This is a genomic window from Zoogloea sp. GDB6, assembly GCF_056724105.1.
This window is the reverse complement of record NZ_CM161497.1, coordinates 2,808,610-2,823,019: the sequence shown is the minus strand read 5'-3', so window position 1 is coordinate 2,823,019 and position 14,410 is coordinate 2,808,610. Positions and strand designations below refer to the sequence as shown.

The 14,410-nt window shown below is 67.0% G+C and carries 12 protein-coding genes and 1 pseudogene; 6 read left to right on the top strand and 7 right to left on the bottom strand.

All coding sequences use genetic code 11. The annotated features are described in order from the left end of the window. Nucleotides 1–75: 75 nt before the first annotated feature. Both ettA and AC1PQG_RS12795 read right to left on the bottom strand, forming a co-directional pair. A complete protein-coding gene (gene ettA / locus AC1PQG_RS12800; RefSeq protein ID WP_481122910.1) occupies nucleotides 76–1,740 on the bottom strand; it encodes an energy-dependent translational throttle protein EttA in 1,665 nt (554 codons plus the stop codon). A gap of 70 nt (nucleotides 1,741–1,810) precedes the next feature. Further along, the gene (locus AC1PQG_RS12795; RefSeq protein WP_481122909.1) at nucleotides 1,811–3,565 is read right to left on the bottom strand and encodes an ABC transporter transmembrane domain-containing protein; all 1,755 of its coding nucleotides are present in this window, start codon (nucleotides 3,563–3,565) and stop codon (nucleotides 1,811–1,813) included. Nucleotides 3,566–3,649: 84 nt separating this feature from the next. Between AC1PQG_RS12795 and AC1PQG_RS12790 the strand changes: the two genes are divergently transcribed. After that, nucleotides 3,650–4,051, top strand: coding sequence for an MAPEG family protein (locus AC1PQG_RS12790; protein ID WP_481114007.1), 402 nt, complete (start codon nucleotides 3,650–3,652; stop codon nucleotides 4,049–4,051). 4 nt (nucleotides 4,052–4,055) lie between these two features. Next, the gene (locus AC1PQG_RS12785; RefSeq protein ID WP_481122908.1) at nucleotides 4,056–5,096 is read left to right on the top strand and encodes an extracellular catalytic domain type 2 short-chain-length polyhydroxyalkanoate depolymerase; all 1,041 of its coding nucleotides are present in this window, start codon (nucleotides 4,056–4,058) and stop codon (nucleotides 5,094–5,096) included. Nucleotides 5,097–5,148: 52 nt separating this feature from the next. Here AC1PQG_RS12785 and AC1PQG_RS12780 read toward each other — a convergent pair whose 3' ends face one another. Beyond that, nucleotides 5,149–5,925: a ferredoxin--NADP reductase gene (locus AC1PQG_RS12780; protein WP_481122907.1), complete on the bottom strand. Its 777-nt coding sequence runs from the start codon at nucleotides 5,923–5,925 to the stop codon at nucleotides 5,149–5,151. 98 nt (nucleotides 5,926–6,023) lie between these two features. On the opposite strand from AC1PQG_RS12780, the gene AC1PQG_RS12775 reads away from it, so the two are divergent. Continuing rightward, on the top strand, nucleotides 6,024–6,950 hold the full coding sequence (locus tag AC1PQG_RS12775) for a LysR family transcriptional regulator (RefSeq protein ID WP_481122906.1): 927 nt from the start codon (nucleotides 6,024–6,026) through the stop codon (nucleotides 6,948–6,950). Between the two features lie 82 nt (nucleotides 6,951–7,032). Next, nucleotides 7,033–8,820 (top strand): M61 family metallopeptidase, encoded by a 1,788-nt coding sequence (locus AC1PQG_RS12770; protein WP_481122905.1) that lies wholly within the window; start codon nucleotides 7,033–7,035, stop codon nucleotides 8,818–8,820. A gap of 22 nt (nucleotides 8,821–8,842) precedes the next feature. Here AC1PQG_RS12770 and AC1PQG_RS12765 read toward each other — a convergent pair whose 3' ends face one another. From AC1PQG_RS12765 to lexA, 4 genes are read right to left on the bottom strand one after another with little or no spacing between them, the layout of a single operon-like run. Next, nucleotides 8,843–10,195, bottom strand: a complete 1,353-nt coding sequence (locus AC1PQG_RS12765; protein ID WP_481122904.1) for an MATE family efflux transporter — start codon at nucleotides 10,193–10,195, stop codon at nucleotides 8,843–8,845. Nucleotides 10,196–10,231: 36 nt separating this feature from the next. After that, nucleotides 10,232–11,689, bottom strand: a complete 1,458-nt coding sequence (locus tag AC1PQG_RS12760) for a Y-family DNA polymerase (protein WP_481122903.1) — start codon at nucleotides 11,687–11,689, stop codon at nucleotides 10,232–10,234. Next, a complete protein-coding gene (gene imuA / locus AC1PQG_RS12755; RefSeq protein ID WP_481122902.1) occupies nucleotides 11,625–12,386 on the bottom strand; it encodes a translesion DNA synthesis-associated protein ImuA in 762 nt (253 codons plus the stop codon). Before imuA ends, AC1PQG_RS12760 begins: the two co-directional genes overlap by 65 nt. 26 nt (nucleotides 12,387–12,412) lie before the next feature. Then, a complete protein-coding gene (gene lexA, locus AC1PQG_RS12750) occupies nucleotides 12,413–13,015 on the bottom strand; it encodes a transcriptional repressor LexA (protein ID WP_481122901.1) in 603 nt (200 codons plus the stop codon). Between the two features lie 401 nt (nucleotides 13,016–13,416). Between lexA and AC1PQG_RS12745 the strand changes: the two are divergent. Beyond that, nucleotides 13,417–13,917: pseudogene (locus AC1PQG_RS12745) on the top strand (peroxiredoxin); the annotation flags it as partial. Then, complete coding sequence (locus AC1PQG_RS12740) at nucleotides 13,883–14,362, top strand: FKBP-type peptidyl-prolyl cis-trans isomerase (protein WP_481122900.1); 480 nt, start codon at nucleotides 13,883–13,885, stop codon at nucleotides 14,360–14,362. The pseudogene AC1PQG_RS12745 and the gene AC1PQG_RS12740, both read left to right, overlap by 35 nt. Nucleotides 14,363–14,410 lie beyond the last annotated feature (48 nt).

Sequence of the window (14,410 nt, the reverse complement as noted above, 5' to 3'; positions counted from 1 at the left end):
GAGAAGCCCCGGCGAGCGCCGGGGCTTCTTGTTTTTGTGGGGCCGAATTCTCGTGCCCCACGCGTCATGCAAGGTTCAGCGGCTGATCGGCTTGTAGCGGATCCGCTTCGGCTTGGCACCTTCCTCACCCAGGCGCTTGCGCTTGTCTTCCTCGTACTCCTGGTAGTTGCCGGCGAAGAAGGTCCATTGGGAATCGCCTTCGGCGGCCAGGATGTGGGTACAGATCCGGTCGAGGAACCAGCGGTCGTGGGAGATGATCAGCGCGCAGCCGGCGAATTCCAGCAGCGCGTCTTCCAGGGCCCGCAGGGTTTCCACGTCAAGGTCGTTGGACGGTTCATCGAGGAGCAGCACGTTGCCGCCGCTCATCAGGGTCTTGGCCAGGTGCAGGCGACCGCGCTCGCCGCCGGACAGGTTGCCGACCAGCTTCTGCTGGTCGCCGCCCTTGAAGTTGAAGCGGCCGATGTAGGCCCGGCTGGGCATCTCGAACTTGCCGATGGTCAGGATGTCGGCGCCGCCGGCCAACTCGTCGAAGACCGTCTTGCTGCCGTCCAGGCAGTCGCGGGACTGGTCCACGTAGGCGATCTTGACCGTGGGGCCGATCACCACGTCGCCGGAGTCGGGCGTGTCCTGGCCGGTGATCATCTTGAACAGGGTGGACTTACCGGCACCGTTGGGGCCGATGATGCCGACGATGGCACCTGCGGGGATGCTGAAGTTCACCTTGTCCATCAGCAGCTTGTCGCCGAAGCCCTTGGACACGTCGGTGAATTCGATGACCTTGTCGCCGAGGCGCTCGCCGACCGGGATGAAGATTTCCTGGGTCTCGTTGCGCTTCTGGTATTCGACCGAGGACATCTCTTCGTAGCGGGCGATACGGGCCTTGCTCTTGGCCTGGCGCGCCTTGGGGTTGGAACGCACCCACTCCAGTTCCTGCTTCATGGCCTTCATGCGGGCGCCTTCCTGCTTGGCTTCCTGCTCCAGGCGGGCTTCCTTCTGTTCCAGCCAGCTGGAGTAGTTGCCCTTCCAGGGGATGCCCTGGCCGCGGTCGAGTTCAAGGATCCACTCGGCGGCGTTGTCGAGGAAGTAGCGGTCGTGGGTGACGGCCACCACGGTGCCCGGGAAGCGCACCAGGAACTGTTCCAGCCACTCGACGGATTCGGCGTCCAGGTGGTTGGTCGGCTCGTCCAGCAGCAGCATGTCGGGGCGCGACAGCAGCAGCTTGCACAGGGCCACGCGGCGTTTCTCACCGCCGGACAGGGGGCCGACCTTGGCATCCCAGGGCGGCAGGCGCAGGGCGTCGGCGGCGATCTCGAGCTGGGTTTCCACGTCGGCGCCGCTGGTGGCGATGATGTTCTCGTACTTGGCCTGCAGTTCAGCCAGCTTGTCGAAGTCGGCGTCCGGTTCGGCGTAGGCGGCGTACACCTCTTCGAGCTTCTGCTTGGCTTCCATCACCTCGCCGAGGCCCGACTCCACTTCCTCGCGGACGGTCTTGGTGGGGTCCAGCTGTGGCTCCTGGGGCAGGTAACCGATGGACATGTTGGGTTGCCACTGGACCTCGCCGTCGTATTCCTTCTCGACGCCGGCCATGATCTTCAGCACGGTGGACTTGCCGGCGCCATTGAGGCCGAGCAGGCCGATCTTGGCACCGGGGAAGAAGGACAGGGAGATGTCCTTGATGATCTGACGCTTGGGCGGGACGACCTTGCTGACGCGCAGCATGGACATGACGTATTGGGCCATCGGGGTACTTTCCGGAGATGCAAAAAATCAAAGGCGAGACTTTACCCGATGCAGACGCGGGGCGCTGCCCTCAGGCGACGAATTGCAGCTTGGCAAGGTGGGCATAGAGGCCGTCCAGGGCGATGAGCTCGGCGTGGCTGCCCTGCTGCACGATGCGGCCGTTGTCCATCACGACGATGCGGTCGGCCTTCTGCACGGTGGCAAGGCGGTGGGCGATGACGATGGTGGTGCGCTGGTGCATCAAGCCATCGAGCGCCGACTGGACCATGCGCTCGCTCTCCGCATCAAGCGCCGAGGTGGCTTCGTCGAGGAGCAGGATGGGGCGGTCGGCCAGGATCGCGCGGGCGATGGCGATGCGCTGGCGTTGCCCGCCGGACAGGCGCACGCCGCGCTCGCCGAGGTCGGTGTCGTAGCCTTCGGGCAGTTCGGCGATGAAGTCGTGGGCGAAGGCTGCCACGCAGGCGGCTTTCACGTCGTCCAGGCTGGCGTCCGGGCGGGCGTAGCGCACGTTGTCGGCTACGCTGGCGGCGAAGATCACCGCCTCCTGGGAGACCAGCGCGATGCGCTGACGCAGGGCCAGTGGGTCGGCGGTCGTGAGGTCGATGCCGTCGATGCTGACGCGGCCGCGCTCCGGATCGTAGAAGCGCAGCAGGAGCTGGAAGACGGTGCTCTTGCCGGAACCGGACGGGCCGACCAGCGCGACCGTCTCGCCGGGCTGTACCTGCAGGTTGAAGTCGTCGAGGGCCGGTGCATCCGGTCGGGTCGGGTAATGGAAGCGCACTTCATCCAGCGCGATGTGCCCTTCAGCAGGGCTGGGCAGCGCAAGCGGGGTCCTGGGTGCCTGGATGGCCGGTGTGGAGGAGAGGATTTCCATCAGTCTCTCGGTGGCGCCGGCGGCCCGCTGCAAATCGCCCCACACTTCGGACAGCGCGCCGACACTACCAGCGACGATGGCGGCGTAGAACACGAAGGCCGACAGCTCGCCGGCGCTGAGGCGGCCGGCCAGCACATCGTGGCCGCCAATCCACAGGATGAAGGCGATCGCGCCGAAGACCAGCACCAGTACCGCCGCCACCAGGCGGGCCCGGTTGGCGATGCGCTGGCGGGCGGTGCCGAAACTGGCTTCCACCAGCCGGCCGAAGTCGCGCCGGTCGGCGTCCTCGTGGCTGTAGGCCTGGACGATGCGGATCTCGTGGATGGTCTCGTCGATGCGGTTGCCGAGCTCGGCCACGCGGTCCTGGCTTTCCCGCGCCAGGCGGCGCACCCTGCGCCCGAACAGGATGATGGGGGTGACCACCAGCGGTACGCCGGCGAGGGTCAGCAGCGTGAGCTTGAGGCTGGTGGTGAACAGCATGGCCAGCCCGCCGATCAGCAATAGCGCGTTGCGCAGCGCGATGGACAGGCTGGAGCCGACGACGTTCTCGATCTGGGTTGTGTCCGACGTGAGGCGGGAGATCACTTCGCCGGTACGGCCGGCCTCGAACCACGACGGCGGCAGGCTCAGCAGGTGGTCGAAGACGCGCCGGCGCAGGTCGGCGGTGACTCGCTCGCCCAGCCACGACACGTTATAGAAGCGCAGGTAGGTGGCGGTGGCGAGGAAGGCGATGACGCCGAACATCGATGCCAGCGTACGGTCCAGCCAGGCCGGGTCGCCGGCCGAGAAGCCCTTGTCGATGACCGCTCGCAGGCCCTGGCCGACGGCCAGCATGGCGCCGGCAGCAACCACCAGCGCGATGGCGGCAACGACCACCCGGGAACGGTAAGGGGAGAGCAGTTGTAGCAGGGCGCGAGCGGGGTGGAGCGGCATGGGCTTGGGTGCGGGCATGGCGAAGGTCAGCGACGGGATTGTAGGTGGCAGCGTGATTGCCCGGTAAGCTAAGGCACTTCGTCCATCAAAAATGTTCCTGCCATGTTGTCTGCCTCGCCTCTGACCGCCGGTGTCACCTTATTGATCGTGTTGTTGATGTTCGGGACGGGCTTCGCCGTCGGCAAGGGGCGCCACAAGTACGGCATCCAGGCGCCGGCGGTGACCGGCCATCCGGTGTTCGAGCGACTGTACCGTGTGCAGATGAACACTCTCGAGTGGGCGGTGATGACGCTGCCGTGCCTGTGGATCTGTGCCGCCTATGTGAGTGACGCGTTGGCGGCGGGCCTCGGTGGCGTGTGGATCGTCGGGCGCATCTGGTACGCGGTGGGCTATGCGCGGGCGCCGGAGAAGCGCGCCGGCGGCTTCACCATCGGCGCGTTGGCCTTCGGCGCGTTGGGGCTGGCGGCCGGCGGTGGTGTGTTGCGGCATCTGATCGGTGCGTAAGTCGATGCGCGCTGCATTGGCTTTCTGGTCCGGACTGGTACTGCCGGCTGCGGTAATGGCAGCGCCGCCATTGCCCGCCGTCGGTGCGAAGGCGGACGCGGTCACGGTGTCGGGCATTTCATCCGGCGGCTACATGGCGGTGCAGTTCCAGGTAGCCTGGTCGCGGCTCGTCAAGGGGGCCGGCGTCCTGGCGGCGGGGCCGTACGACTGCGCGGAGGGCAGCATCCGGCGCGCCCTCGTCAATTGCATGGCGCCGCAGGCCTGGGCCAAGTTGCCGACGCCGGACGAGATGCGTGCTCGCGTCGAGGCCCGTGCCCGTAGCGGCCTGATCGATCCGCCGGCGGGGCTGGCCGACGACAGGGTGTGGGTTTTCAGTGGCGGTGGAGACAAGACCGTCGCCCGCCCGGTGGTGGACGCGCTGCTGGCTTTCTATCGCCAGTGGGTGCCGGCCTCGGCGCTGCAGGTGGTGAGCTTGCCGAACGCGGGGCACGCGATGATCTCCGTCGCCGACGCACATCCGAATGCCTGTGCGACGTCTGAGCCGCCTTACATCAACCGCTGTGGCGATTTCGATGCGCCGGGCGAATTGCTGCGCAGCCTGTTGGGGCCGCTGCAGCCGCGTGTCCGGGTCGATGCAGCGGCGCTGCAGGCTTTCGATCAGCGTCCCTTCATTGACGGTGCGGCTGCGGATGCGGGGTTGGCCGAGCAGGGTTATGCCTATGTGCCGCGCAGTTGCCGTGCCGGCGGCTGTGCGGTGCATGTGGCCTTCCACGGTTGCCTGCAGGGTGAAGACCAGATCGGCCAGCGTTTCGTCGAGGGGGCGGGCTACAACGAGTGGGCCGAGGCGAACCGGCTGATCGTGCTGTATCCGCAGGTGGCGGCGCGTAGTGGCCTGGCCTCGGGTTCCTGGCGCTGGCTCTACAACCCGAAGGGCTGCTGGGACTGGTGGGGCTATGGGTCGCCGGACTACGCGACGCAGAAGGGGCCGCAGATGATTGCAGTGCGGCGCATGCTCACCCGCCTGGCGGAGCCGGCGGGGCGGTAAACGACAAAGTCCGGCCGGAGCCGGACTTTGCTGGGGTTGGGGGCGTTTTGTATTATTTTTCGACGAAAGCGCGTTCGATCACGTAGTCGCCGGGGGCACCGATGTGCTCGGAGATCTTGAAGCCGAGGCCGTCGAGCATCTTGCAGCAGTCGTCGAGCATGGCCGGGCTGCCGCAGATCATGGCGCGGTCCTGGGCCGGGTCGATGGTCGGCAGGCCGGTGTCTTCGAACAGCTTGCCGGTGGTGATCACTTCGGTCACACGGCCCTGGTTGCGGAACTCTTCGCGGGTTACGGTGGGGTAGTACACCAGCTTGTTGCGCACTTCCTCGCCGAAGAATTCATTCTGCGGCAGCTCCTGTTCGATGAACTCGCTGTAGGCCAGCTCGGACACATAGCGCACGCCGTGCAGCAGGATGACCTTTTCGAAGCGCTCGTAGGTTTCCGGATCCTGGATCACGCTCATGAACGGGGCGAGGCCGGTGCCGGTGGAGAACAGGTACAGGTTGCGGCCGGGCAGCAGGTCGGACAGCACCAGGGTGCCGGTGGGCTTCTTGCTGATCACGATCGGGTCGCCCGGCTGGAGGTGCTGCAGGCGGGAGGTCAGCGGGCCGTTGGGGACCTTGATGCTGAAGAACTCCAGATGCTCCTCGTAGTTGGGGCTGGCGATGCTGTAGGCGCGGGTGAGCGGGCGACCTTCCACTTCCAGGCCGATCATCACGAACTGGCCGTTGTCGAAGCGCAGGCCGGCGTCACGGGTAACCTTGAAGCTGAACAGGGATTCGTTCCAGTGATGAACGGACAGGACGGTCTGGGTGCTCAGTTTGCTCATGGCGGCGAAGGAGTGGATTGCGGTAGTGCAGCAATTTTAACCTGCCTGTAAGATCGGTAAAATGGATTGTATCTATATACATATTCTGTTTTGCAGATATGAAATACACCTTACGCCAGCTGGAAATCTTCGTCGCCGTGGCCCGCCAGGAGAGTGTGTCGCGGGCGGCGGACGAACTGGCCCTGTCCCAGTCAGCAACCAGCACCGCGCTGGGAGAGTTCGAGCGCCAGTTCGACACCCAGCTGTTCGACCGCATCGGCAAGTCTCTGCGCCTCAACGAGCTGGGGCAGGTACTACTGCCCCACGCGGTGCAACTGCTCGAACACGCGGTGGAGATCGAGTCCCTGTTGGCCCGGCAGACCGATTTCGGGCCCTTGCAGATCGGTGCAACGCTGACCGTCGGCAACTACCTGGCGACATTGATCGCTGCCGATTTCCTGCGCCGCCACCCTAGCGCGCAGGTGAAGCTGAGAGTGCACAACTCGACCACCATCGTCGATCAGCTCCTTCATTACGAGCTCGACCTGGGGCTGATCGAAGGCACCTGCCGGCACGCCGACCTGCTGGTGGAGCCGTGGGTGGAGGACGAGCTGGTGGTCTTCTGTGCGCCGTCGCACCCGCTGGCGAAGGCGGGGCGGATCAGCCTCGACGAGATGGCCGGCCAGGACTGGATCCTGCGCGAGAGCGGCTCGGGAACGCGGGAGACCTTCGACCAGGCGCTGCGCCATTTCAATGGCGAGCTCAAGGTGCGCCTTGAGCTGGAGCATACCGAGGCGATCAAACGGGCGGTGGAGAGCGGCGTGGGCATCGGGTGCATCTCCCGCCTGGCGCTGCGCGAGGCCTTCCGGCGCGGCAGCCTGGTTCCGGTGGAGACGCCGGAGCTGGACCTGCGCCGCCAGTTCCAGTTCGTGACCCACAAGCGCAAGTACGTGACCGCCGGCATGCGTGAGTTCATCGCCCTGTGCCGGCAGATGACGGCCGGCGCGGCGCGCAGCGACCTGATCGATCTGCCTTTCATTCCCTGATGACGAGTGCGTTGAAAGCGTGCCCGGTGCCGCGTGGCGAGTAGAATCACGGCTCCGTCACATTTTCGCACCGATCGATTCCATGCCTTGCTCCGTCCGGTTCACCATCCAGGCCGCACAGCCGGCCGCCCATCTGTTCGACATCACCCTGCGCATCGAGCGCCCCGACCCGGCAGGGCAGGTTCTCAGCCTGCCGGCCTGGATTCCCGGCAGCTACATGATCCGCGAGTTCGCCAAGAACATCGTGAGCCTGAGCGCGAAGGCCGGCACCCGCCATCTGGAGGTGGTCAAGCAGGACAAGCACACCTGGGTGTTGCCGGCGGGGCTGGATGAGCCGGTGACTGTGAACTACACGGTGTATGCGTGGGATCTGTCGGTGCGCACGGCGCATCTGGATCAGACCCATGGCTTCTTCAACGGCACCAGCGTCTTTCTGAAGGTCCATGGCTGCGAGCAGCTGCCCCATTTCGTGGACATCCGGCCGCCGCGCGGCCTGAAGGATGCGGGCTGGCGCGTGGCCACCAGCCTGCCGGAAGCGGCCGGAGAGGCCGGCGCGGCAGAGCGCTACGGCTTCGGCCTGTACCGGGCGGACGATTACGACGAGCTGATCGACCATCCGGTCGAGATGGGCACTTTCGCCCTGGCCGAGTTCGACGCCTGCGGCGTGCCCCACGCGGTAGCCATCACCGGGCGCCACGATTGCGACATGACGCGCCTGGTCGCCGACCTCAAGCCGATCTGCGAGGCGCAGATCCGCCTGTTCGGCGAGCCGGCGCCGATGGACCGCTATGTGTTCCTGACCATGGCGGTGGGCGATGGCTACGGCGGCCTTGAGCACCGGGCGTCCACCGCGCTGCTGTGCAGCCGCAACGATCTCCCGTATGCGGGCATGGACGAGGCGACCGAGGGCTACCGGCAGTTCCTCGGCCTGTGCAGCCACGAGTATTTTCACACCTGGAACGTCAAGCGCATCAAGCCGGCGGCCTTCGTGCCCTACGACCTGACGCAGGAAGGGTACACGCGCCTGCTGTGGGCCTTCGAAGGCTTCACGTCCTACTACGACGACCTGATGCTGGTGCGCAGCGGGCAGATCACCGACAAGGACTACCTGGCGCTGCTGTCCAAGACCATCACGCAGGTGCATAAGGGCAGCGGCCGCCGCAAGCAGAGCGTGGCGGAGTCGTCCTTCGAGGCGTGGACCAAGTATTACCGCCAGGACGAGAACAGCCCCAACGCCATCGTCAGCTACTACACCAAGGGTTCGCTGGTGGCCTTGCTGCTCGACCTGCGCCTGCGCGCGGACAGCAAGGGCGCCCGCAGCCTGGACGATCTGATGCGCGCCCTGTGGCAGCGCCATGGGCTCACCGGCGTCGGTGTGGACGAGGATGGCATCTTCGCGCTGGCTGCGGAGCTCGGCGGTCCGGCGCTGGGGCGCTGGCTGCGGGAGCTGGTCGAGGGGACCGAAGAACTCCCGCTGGATGTCTGGCTCAAGCGGCTTGGTCTGAGCCTGACGTGGGAGGCACCGAACAGCAGCCCGGGCCTTGGCGTGCGTACGGCGGCCGATGGCGACGCGGTCAAGCTGGCCAACGTCTACGACGGCGGTGCGGCCCAGGCGGCCGGCCTGTCGGCGGGGGACGTGCTGGTCGCGCTGGATGGCATCCGCGTCACCAACGCCAACCTGGACAAGCTGCTGTCCCGCCGGCTGGCGGGCGAAACCTTGCATGTGCACGCCTTCCGGCGCGATGAGCTGATGGAGTTCGAGGTGGAGCTTCAGGCCGCGCCGGCGGATACCGCCAAGCTGGCCTTGGCAGAGCGCAGCTCGGGCCAGGCCAAGGCCTTGCGCGAGGCCTGGCTGACGGCCGCTGCCTGAGCGCGCGGCGCGTCTCTTCTGCTTAGAAGCGCCGCGCCACGCGATACAGGTAGGCGCTGAACAGCCCGGCTGCGGCGATGTTGCTGAGCACCGTGGCCTGCCAGAAGCCGGCCACGCCCTGGGGTGGCAGCAGGTCGCCGACCCCGTGGAAGGCCAGGCCGTAGCCACCGGCCAGGCCGATGCCCCAGAAACACAGGGTATGCACGAGCATCGGGCCGAAGGTGATCTTGTAGCCGCGCAGCGCATGGGCGGCCACCGTCTGGATGGCATCGAAGAGCTGGTAAAGCCAGATGTAGATCAGCAGGGAAATGCCGAGTTGCTGGACCTGCGGATCGGCGGTGTAGGCGGCGAAGATCGGCTCGCGGGCCAGCCAGATGACGGTGGCCACCGTGGTCGACAGTCCTGCCGCCAGGATCACGCCGACCTTGGCCGCATGTCGGGCACCCTTGCCATCCCGGGCACCGACCGATTGGCCGACCAGCACGAGGGTGGCGATGGCAAGGGCCAGCGGCAGCATGTAGATCAGCGCCCCCAGGTTGCCGACGATGCGGTGGCCAGCGACCACCGAGGCGCCCAGCTTGGCGACGAGCAGGGCGATCAGCGTGAAGGCGGTGATCTCCACAAAACTCGAGAAGCCCATCGGCAGGCCCAGCCGCAGCAGGTCCGAGAGTACCCGCGGATGCGGCGCCTGCCAGTGGGAGAACAGCTGGTAGCGGGCATAGGCCGGTGATCGGGCCATGTGGAAGAGCGCGCTGAGGAGCGCCAGCCAGCCGACGACCGCGCTGGACACCGCACAGCCGGTGCCGCCGAGGGCCGCCATGCCGAGGTGGCCATTGACCAGCGCCCACGACAGCGGGATGTGTACTGCGGTGGTGACCAGGCTGATCACCATCAGCACCCGGCTATGCCCCAGCGCATTGGTGAAGGCATAGAAGGTACGGTACAGCAGTACCGCCGGCAGGCCCCAGGCGATGGTGCCCAGGTAATCGCGGGCGCGGGCTTCGATCTCGGGGCTCATCTCGCTGAACTGCATCAGCCAGTCCGGCCGGGTGAGCAGCACTACGCCGGGAACGGCCAGCAGCAGGGCCAGCCAGAAGCCCTGCTGGAGGGTCGGGGCGATGTCCTGGTGGCGCGCCGCGCCGACATGATGGGCGACGGTCGGTGAGACGGCCTGCAGGATGCCGACCAGCAGCATCACGATGGAGATGTAGATGCCGCTGCCGACTGCGACAGCGGCCAGGTCGGTGGTGCCATAGTGACCGCTCAGGACGGTATCGCTGACCATCTGGGTCATGGACGACAGCTGGGCGACGAGTACCGGCCAGGCGAGTTCGAGGATGCGCCGGACGAGGGAGGATGAGGAGGGCGATTTCATGAGCCGCGTAGTCTAGCCCAGCCGTGTCGACGGCTCTCAGGCGAAGTGGCCGTGGAGATACCAGCAATGGGGGGCGACACCGTCCCGGAAGACCCAGGCCAGGCCGCCGTCCTGGCTGCGGGCGACGAAATAGTCCCGGCGTACCGTGGCCTCAGGCCCGTCCCACCAGCCGGATTCAATGCGTTCCGGACCGGCGAGGAGCGACCACGGCGGCGGGGCCGGAATCGGACGGGGCTCCGGCAGCAGCCATAAGGGGCGCGGTGAAGCCGGCAGTGTCGGCGGCTCTTGTCGGCTACGGCTGCGCTCCCGGGGCTGGGGTTCGACCCAGCGCCAGGCCTTTTCGGGGCGATGATCGGGGTGGGGGGCGAGGCAGCGCACGGCCTGGTCGCCGAGGCGTGCCCGCAGGGTGGCCAGCAACAGGCCCGCGTCGCCCGGTTGGCCGTCATCGCCCTGAAAGAGTTCGCCAGCGGGCGGCGCCAGCGGACGGGGCTCGTCGGCAGTGAGCCGCAAGGCGTCGACGGCGGCCGGCAGGGGCAGGCGGTTCAGGTGCTCGCGGGCCAGCAGCTGGCAGCGCTGCATGTCCTGGGAGAGGGTGCCCAGCACGATTTCGAGCGGCGCTTCCGGCGCCTGGCTGTTGCGCTCGAACTCCAGGACCAACGTGAAACGCTCGATGCCGGCCTGACGGGCGTCCAGCCAGCCGGCCAGGCCGGCGAGTAGGCGGCGGGTGGCGAACAGCAGGGTGTCCACCTGGTCGGACGGGGTCGGCAGCGGCAGGCGGGACGCATAGCGTTCGGGCGGCTTGAACCACGGACGTGGATCGGGGATGCGCCCATAAGCCCGATCGAGGGCGTCGGTGACCGCCTGGGCATGGCGCCGGGCCAGACCGTGGCGCGGCAGGTGGCGCACTTCTCCCAGGGTGACGTGGCCGGTGCCGGTGAGCAGGTCCAGGCTGTCGGGGCCGACCGGTGTGCCGTCGGCGAGGGCGATCAGCGGCAGTGGGTCGAGCCTGCTGGCAAGCGGTGCGCCCACGTCATCAGCGCTGTCGAAGCGGGCCAGCCAGCGGGCGGCCAGCGGTGTCTGCGCGATGGCCAGGTGGGCGTGGAAGCCCAGGTCTTCGATTCCCTGGGTGATCTGCTGGCCCAGCGGAACGAGTCCGCCGAACAGGCGCAGACAGGTTTCCACTTCCAGCAGGATGGCGTGGGGCGGGTCGAGGCTGATGGCGGGAGTGAAACGTCCGGCCCAGGTGGCGATGTCGATCAGCGCCGCGTGTTCGAGGGCCGGCTGCCGGTCGACCAGGCACAGCGCCGGCACTATGGCCAGTGCGCTGGCCCGCCCAAGCCCTGGCTCCACGCCGCGCGCCACTGCCGCTGGATCCGCGGCCACCACCCGCCGGCGAGGGTGGCCATCGAGGACCGCAAGCGGGGCGGCCTCACTGCGCCCCCGCGTGAAGACCTGGAGGGGCAGATCGGGGAGGTAAAGGGCGCACCAGAGCATGCTTGCCGGAGGGGGAGGAGGGCTGCGGATCGATCGTTGCCGTCGAAGGATGTTCGAGGCCGCAGTCGGGCCGTGTGCCACCGCCTGGCCACGGGAGTTCGAGCGCCAGGGGGGCGGCCAGTTGCGGCCCGCGGCGCTTGAGGATGCGGATCCCGAGGCCGCCGCGGCAGGGGCTGAGCGCCAACCGCAGGACGGCCGGGGAAGGTTGGTGGGCCGCGCTTTCGGGGCGGAGCAGGATCAGCGGCGTGCCGCTTTCCTCGGCGGCCAGTTGCAGGCGGCGCAGCGCGCCCATGTCGGCGTCGGCCAGCCATAGCAGGACCACCTCGCAGCTGCGGGAGTCGAGGGCCTGACGGGCCGCCCAGCGGGCGTGGGCCGGGCTCTCGGCCTGTACGATGAGCAGGCGCTCGAGGGGCACGCCAGCGGCGGCGAGGGCTGGCGCATAGGGCAGGCCGGGCGGGGCGATGCAGGCCGCCCAGCGGCCGGCTGGCACATTGGCGAGCTGGGGTAGCAGCAAACCCAGTTCGCCGATGCCATTACGGGGCAGCAGCAGTTCGCTCAGCGCGGCGAGGGGCCAACCACCGCCCGGCAGGACTGCGTCGAGTGCGGCATGACCGGTCGGCCGCCCCGGCAAGGCTGGCGTGGCCAGCCGGTCGCCGCGCCAGACCAGGTGATTTAGGGATAAGGCGGGGGCGGCCATGGCGTGGTTCAGGCGATGCCGGTGGGTCAGAAGCTGTCGTTGCGGATCAGGCCGACGGCGATGCCTTCGATTTCCAGCTGGTCGTTGCGGGTGTCCACGACGATGGGCTCGAAGTCCGGGTTGGCCGGCAGCAGCTCGACGATGGGGCCTTTGCGGGCCAGGCGCTTGACGGTGACTTCGTCCTCCACGCGGGCGACGACGATCTGCCCGTCCCGGACCTCGGTGGTGCGATGGACGGCCAGCAGGTCGCCGTCGAGGATGCCGGCGTCGCGCATGCTGAGACCGCGCACCATCAGCAGGTAATCGGCGCGCGGGGAGAACAGGCCCGGGTCCACCTGGTAGCGGCCCTGCACATGCTCGGCGGCGAGGATGGGGCTGCCGGCGGCGACCCGCCCGATCAGCGGCAGGCCGAGGCCTTCCTTCAGGCGGATGCCGCGGGCGCGGCCTTCTTCCAGGGAGATGGCGCCCTTGGCGGCCAGGGCGCGCAGATGGGTTTCCGCCGCGTTGGGGGAGCGGAAGCCGAAGGCGGTGCAGATCTCGGCCCGGGTCGGCGGACGCCCTTCCTGCTCCACGGTGTCGCGGATCAGCTGGAGGATTTCCTGTTGGCGGGGGGTGAGATTGTCGGACATTGGAGGGCTCCTGTGAGTCTTGTGTAATTTTATACAGGTTTCGACGGATGACAAGCCGGGCGAGCCTTTGTCAGCCGGGAGCCGGGCTTCGGGAGGCGTGACAAACTGCAGGCTCCGGGCATAAATGACTTGAGCCCCCGCCCTCGGTGGACTATCCATTCAAGAGCATGCCTTCTCCTGATTGATGCAGGTGTGGCAAGCTGGCATCCGGAACACCAGCCAACAGATTTCGCAGACAAGGCACGCCACATAGATAGATTTCACCCCAACCCGCACGGGTTCGCGAGAGCCCAGCCCCCGGAGGAGAGATGCCCATGTTCGTCAGTCCGCAACACGCTTCGGGTAGAGTTCTCGGCGCTGCTCGGTTAGAATCCTCCGACTCGCCCGCGTCGCCTTCTGAAGGCTCGCCCGCTCCGCTCTTTTCCCTGCCCGATGCCGACATGGAGATGTTCGATCTGGCGTCGGTACTGGGTTCCAGACACGTAGTCCTGTACTTCTATCCCCGTGACAACACTCCCGGCTGCACGCGCCAGGCCATCGACTTCAGCGACCACGATGCCGACTTCGAGCAGGAACGCTGCATGGTGATCGGCATCAGTCCCGACGACTGCCTGACCCATGCCGATTTCCGCGACCAGCACGGCCTGTCGGTGGGATTACTGTCCGACGAGGACGGCGAGGTCTGCCGCCTGTACGGTGTGTGGCTGTCGGCCGTGGTCGATGGGGTTGCCAAGCGCAGCGTGCGCCGCTCGACCTTCATCATCTCCAGCGACGGGGTGGTGCAGCATGTGCTGCACGATGTGAATCCGCGCGGCCATGCCGCCGAAGTCTTCCAGCTGATAAAGCAACTCAACTCAAGGAATGTAAATGGAAATCGCCAAGAACACGGTCGTCACGCTTGACTACAAGGTTACCGACCCGGATGGCAACGTGATCGACGACGGCCAGCACCCGCTGGTGTACATGCATGGCGGTTACGACGGCATCTTCACCGTGATCGAGGAAGCCCTGCACGGCAAGAACAGCGGTGACAGCCTGAAGGTCAAGCTGCAGCCGGAAGACGCCTTTGGCGAATACGACGAGGAACTGGTGCTGGTGGAAGACGCCAGCCTGTTCCCCGACAACATCGAAGTCGGTATGTCTTTCGAGCGCGTCGGTGAAGATGGCGAGGACGAAATGGTCTACCGCATCACCGACATCGCCGACGGCAAGGTCGTGGTGGATGGCAACCATCCCCTCGCCGGCACCGCGCTGATCTTCGACATCACCGTCAAGAGCGTGCGTGCAGCCAGCGCCGAAGAAATCGGCCACGGCCACGTCCATGGCGAAGGCGGCCATCACCACTGATGAGCCCGGTGGTCGGCGCGCCGGGTGCATTCCGGTGCCGGCCAAACC

What these genes read in the sequence shown, in the direction of transcription:
- AC1PQG_RS12760 (WP_481122903.1), bottom strand. Translation starts at nt 11,689, where the DNA reads ATGCTCTGGTGCGCCCTTTACCTCCCCGATCTGCCCCTCCAGGTCTTC.
- AC1PQG_RS12790 (WP_481114007.1), top strand. Translation starts at nt 3,650, where the DNA reads ATGTTGTCTGCCTCGCCTCTGACCGCCGGTGTCACCTTATTGATCGTG.
- lexA (WP_481122901.1), bottom strand. Translation starts at nt 13,015, where the DNA reads ATGTCCGACAATCTCACCCCCCGCCAACAGGAAATCCTCCAGCTGATC.
- AC1PQG_RS12765 (WP_481122904.1), bottom strand. Translation starts at nt 10,195, where the DNA reads ATGAAATCGCCCTCCTCATCCTCCCTCGTCCGGCGCATCCTCGAACTC.
- imuA (WP_481122902.1), bottom strand. Translation starts at nt 12,386, where the DNA reads ATGGCCGCCCCCGCCTTATCCCTAAATCACCTGGTCTGGCGCGGCGAC.
- AC1PQG_RS12740 (WP_481122900.1), top strand. Translation starts at nt 13,883, where the DNA reads ATGGAAATCGCCAAGAACACGGTCGTCACGCTTGACTACAAGGTTACC.
- AC1PQG_RS12795 (WP_481122909.1), bottom strand. Translation starts at nt 3,565, where the DNA reads ATGCCCGCACCCAAGCCCATGCCGCTCCACCCCGCTCGCGCCCTGCTA.
- AC1PQG_RS12780 (WP_481122907.1), bottom strand. Translation starts at nt 5,925, where the DNA reads ATGAGCAAACTGAGCACCCAGACCGTCCTGTCCGTTCATCACTGGAAC.
- AC1PQG_RS12785 (WP_481122908.1), top strand. Translation starts at nt 4,056, where the DNA reads ATGCGCGCTGCATTGGCTTTCTGGTCCGGACTGGTACTGCCGGCTGCG.
- AC1PQG_RS12770 (WP_481122905.1), top strand. Translation starts at nt 7,033, where the DNA reads ATGCCTTGCTCCGTCCGGTTCACCATCCAGGCCGCACAGCCGGCCGCC.
- AC1PQG_RS12775 (WP_481122906.1), top strand. Translation starts at nt 6,024, where the DNA reads ATGAAATACACCTTACGCCAGCTGGAAATCTTCGTCGCCGTGGCCCGC.
- ettA (WP_481122910.1), bottom strand. Translation starts at nt 1,740, where the DNA reads ATGGCCCAATACGTCATGTCCATGCTGCGCGTCAGCAAGGTCGTCCCG.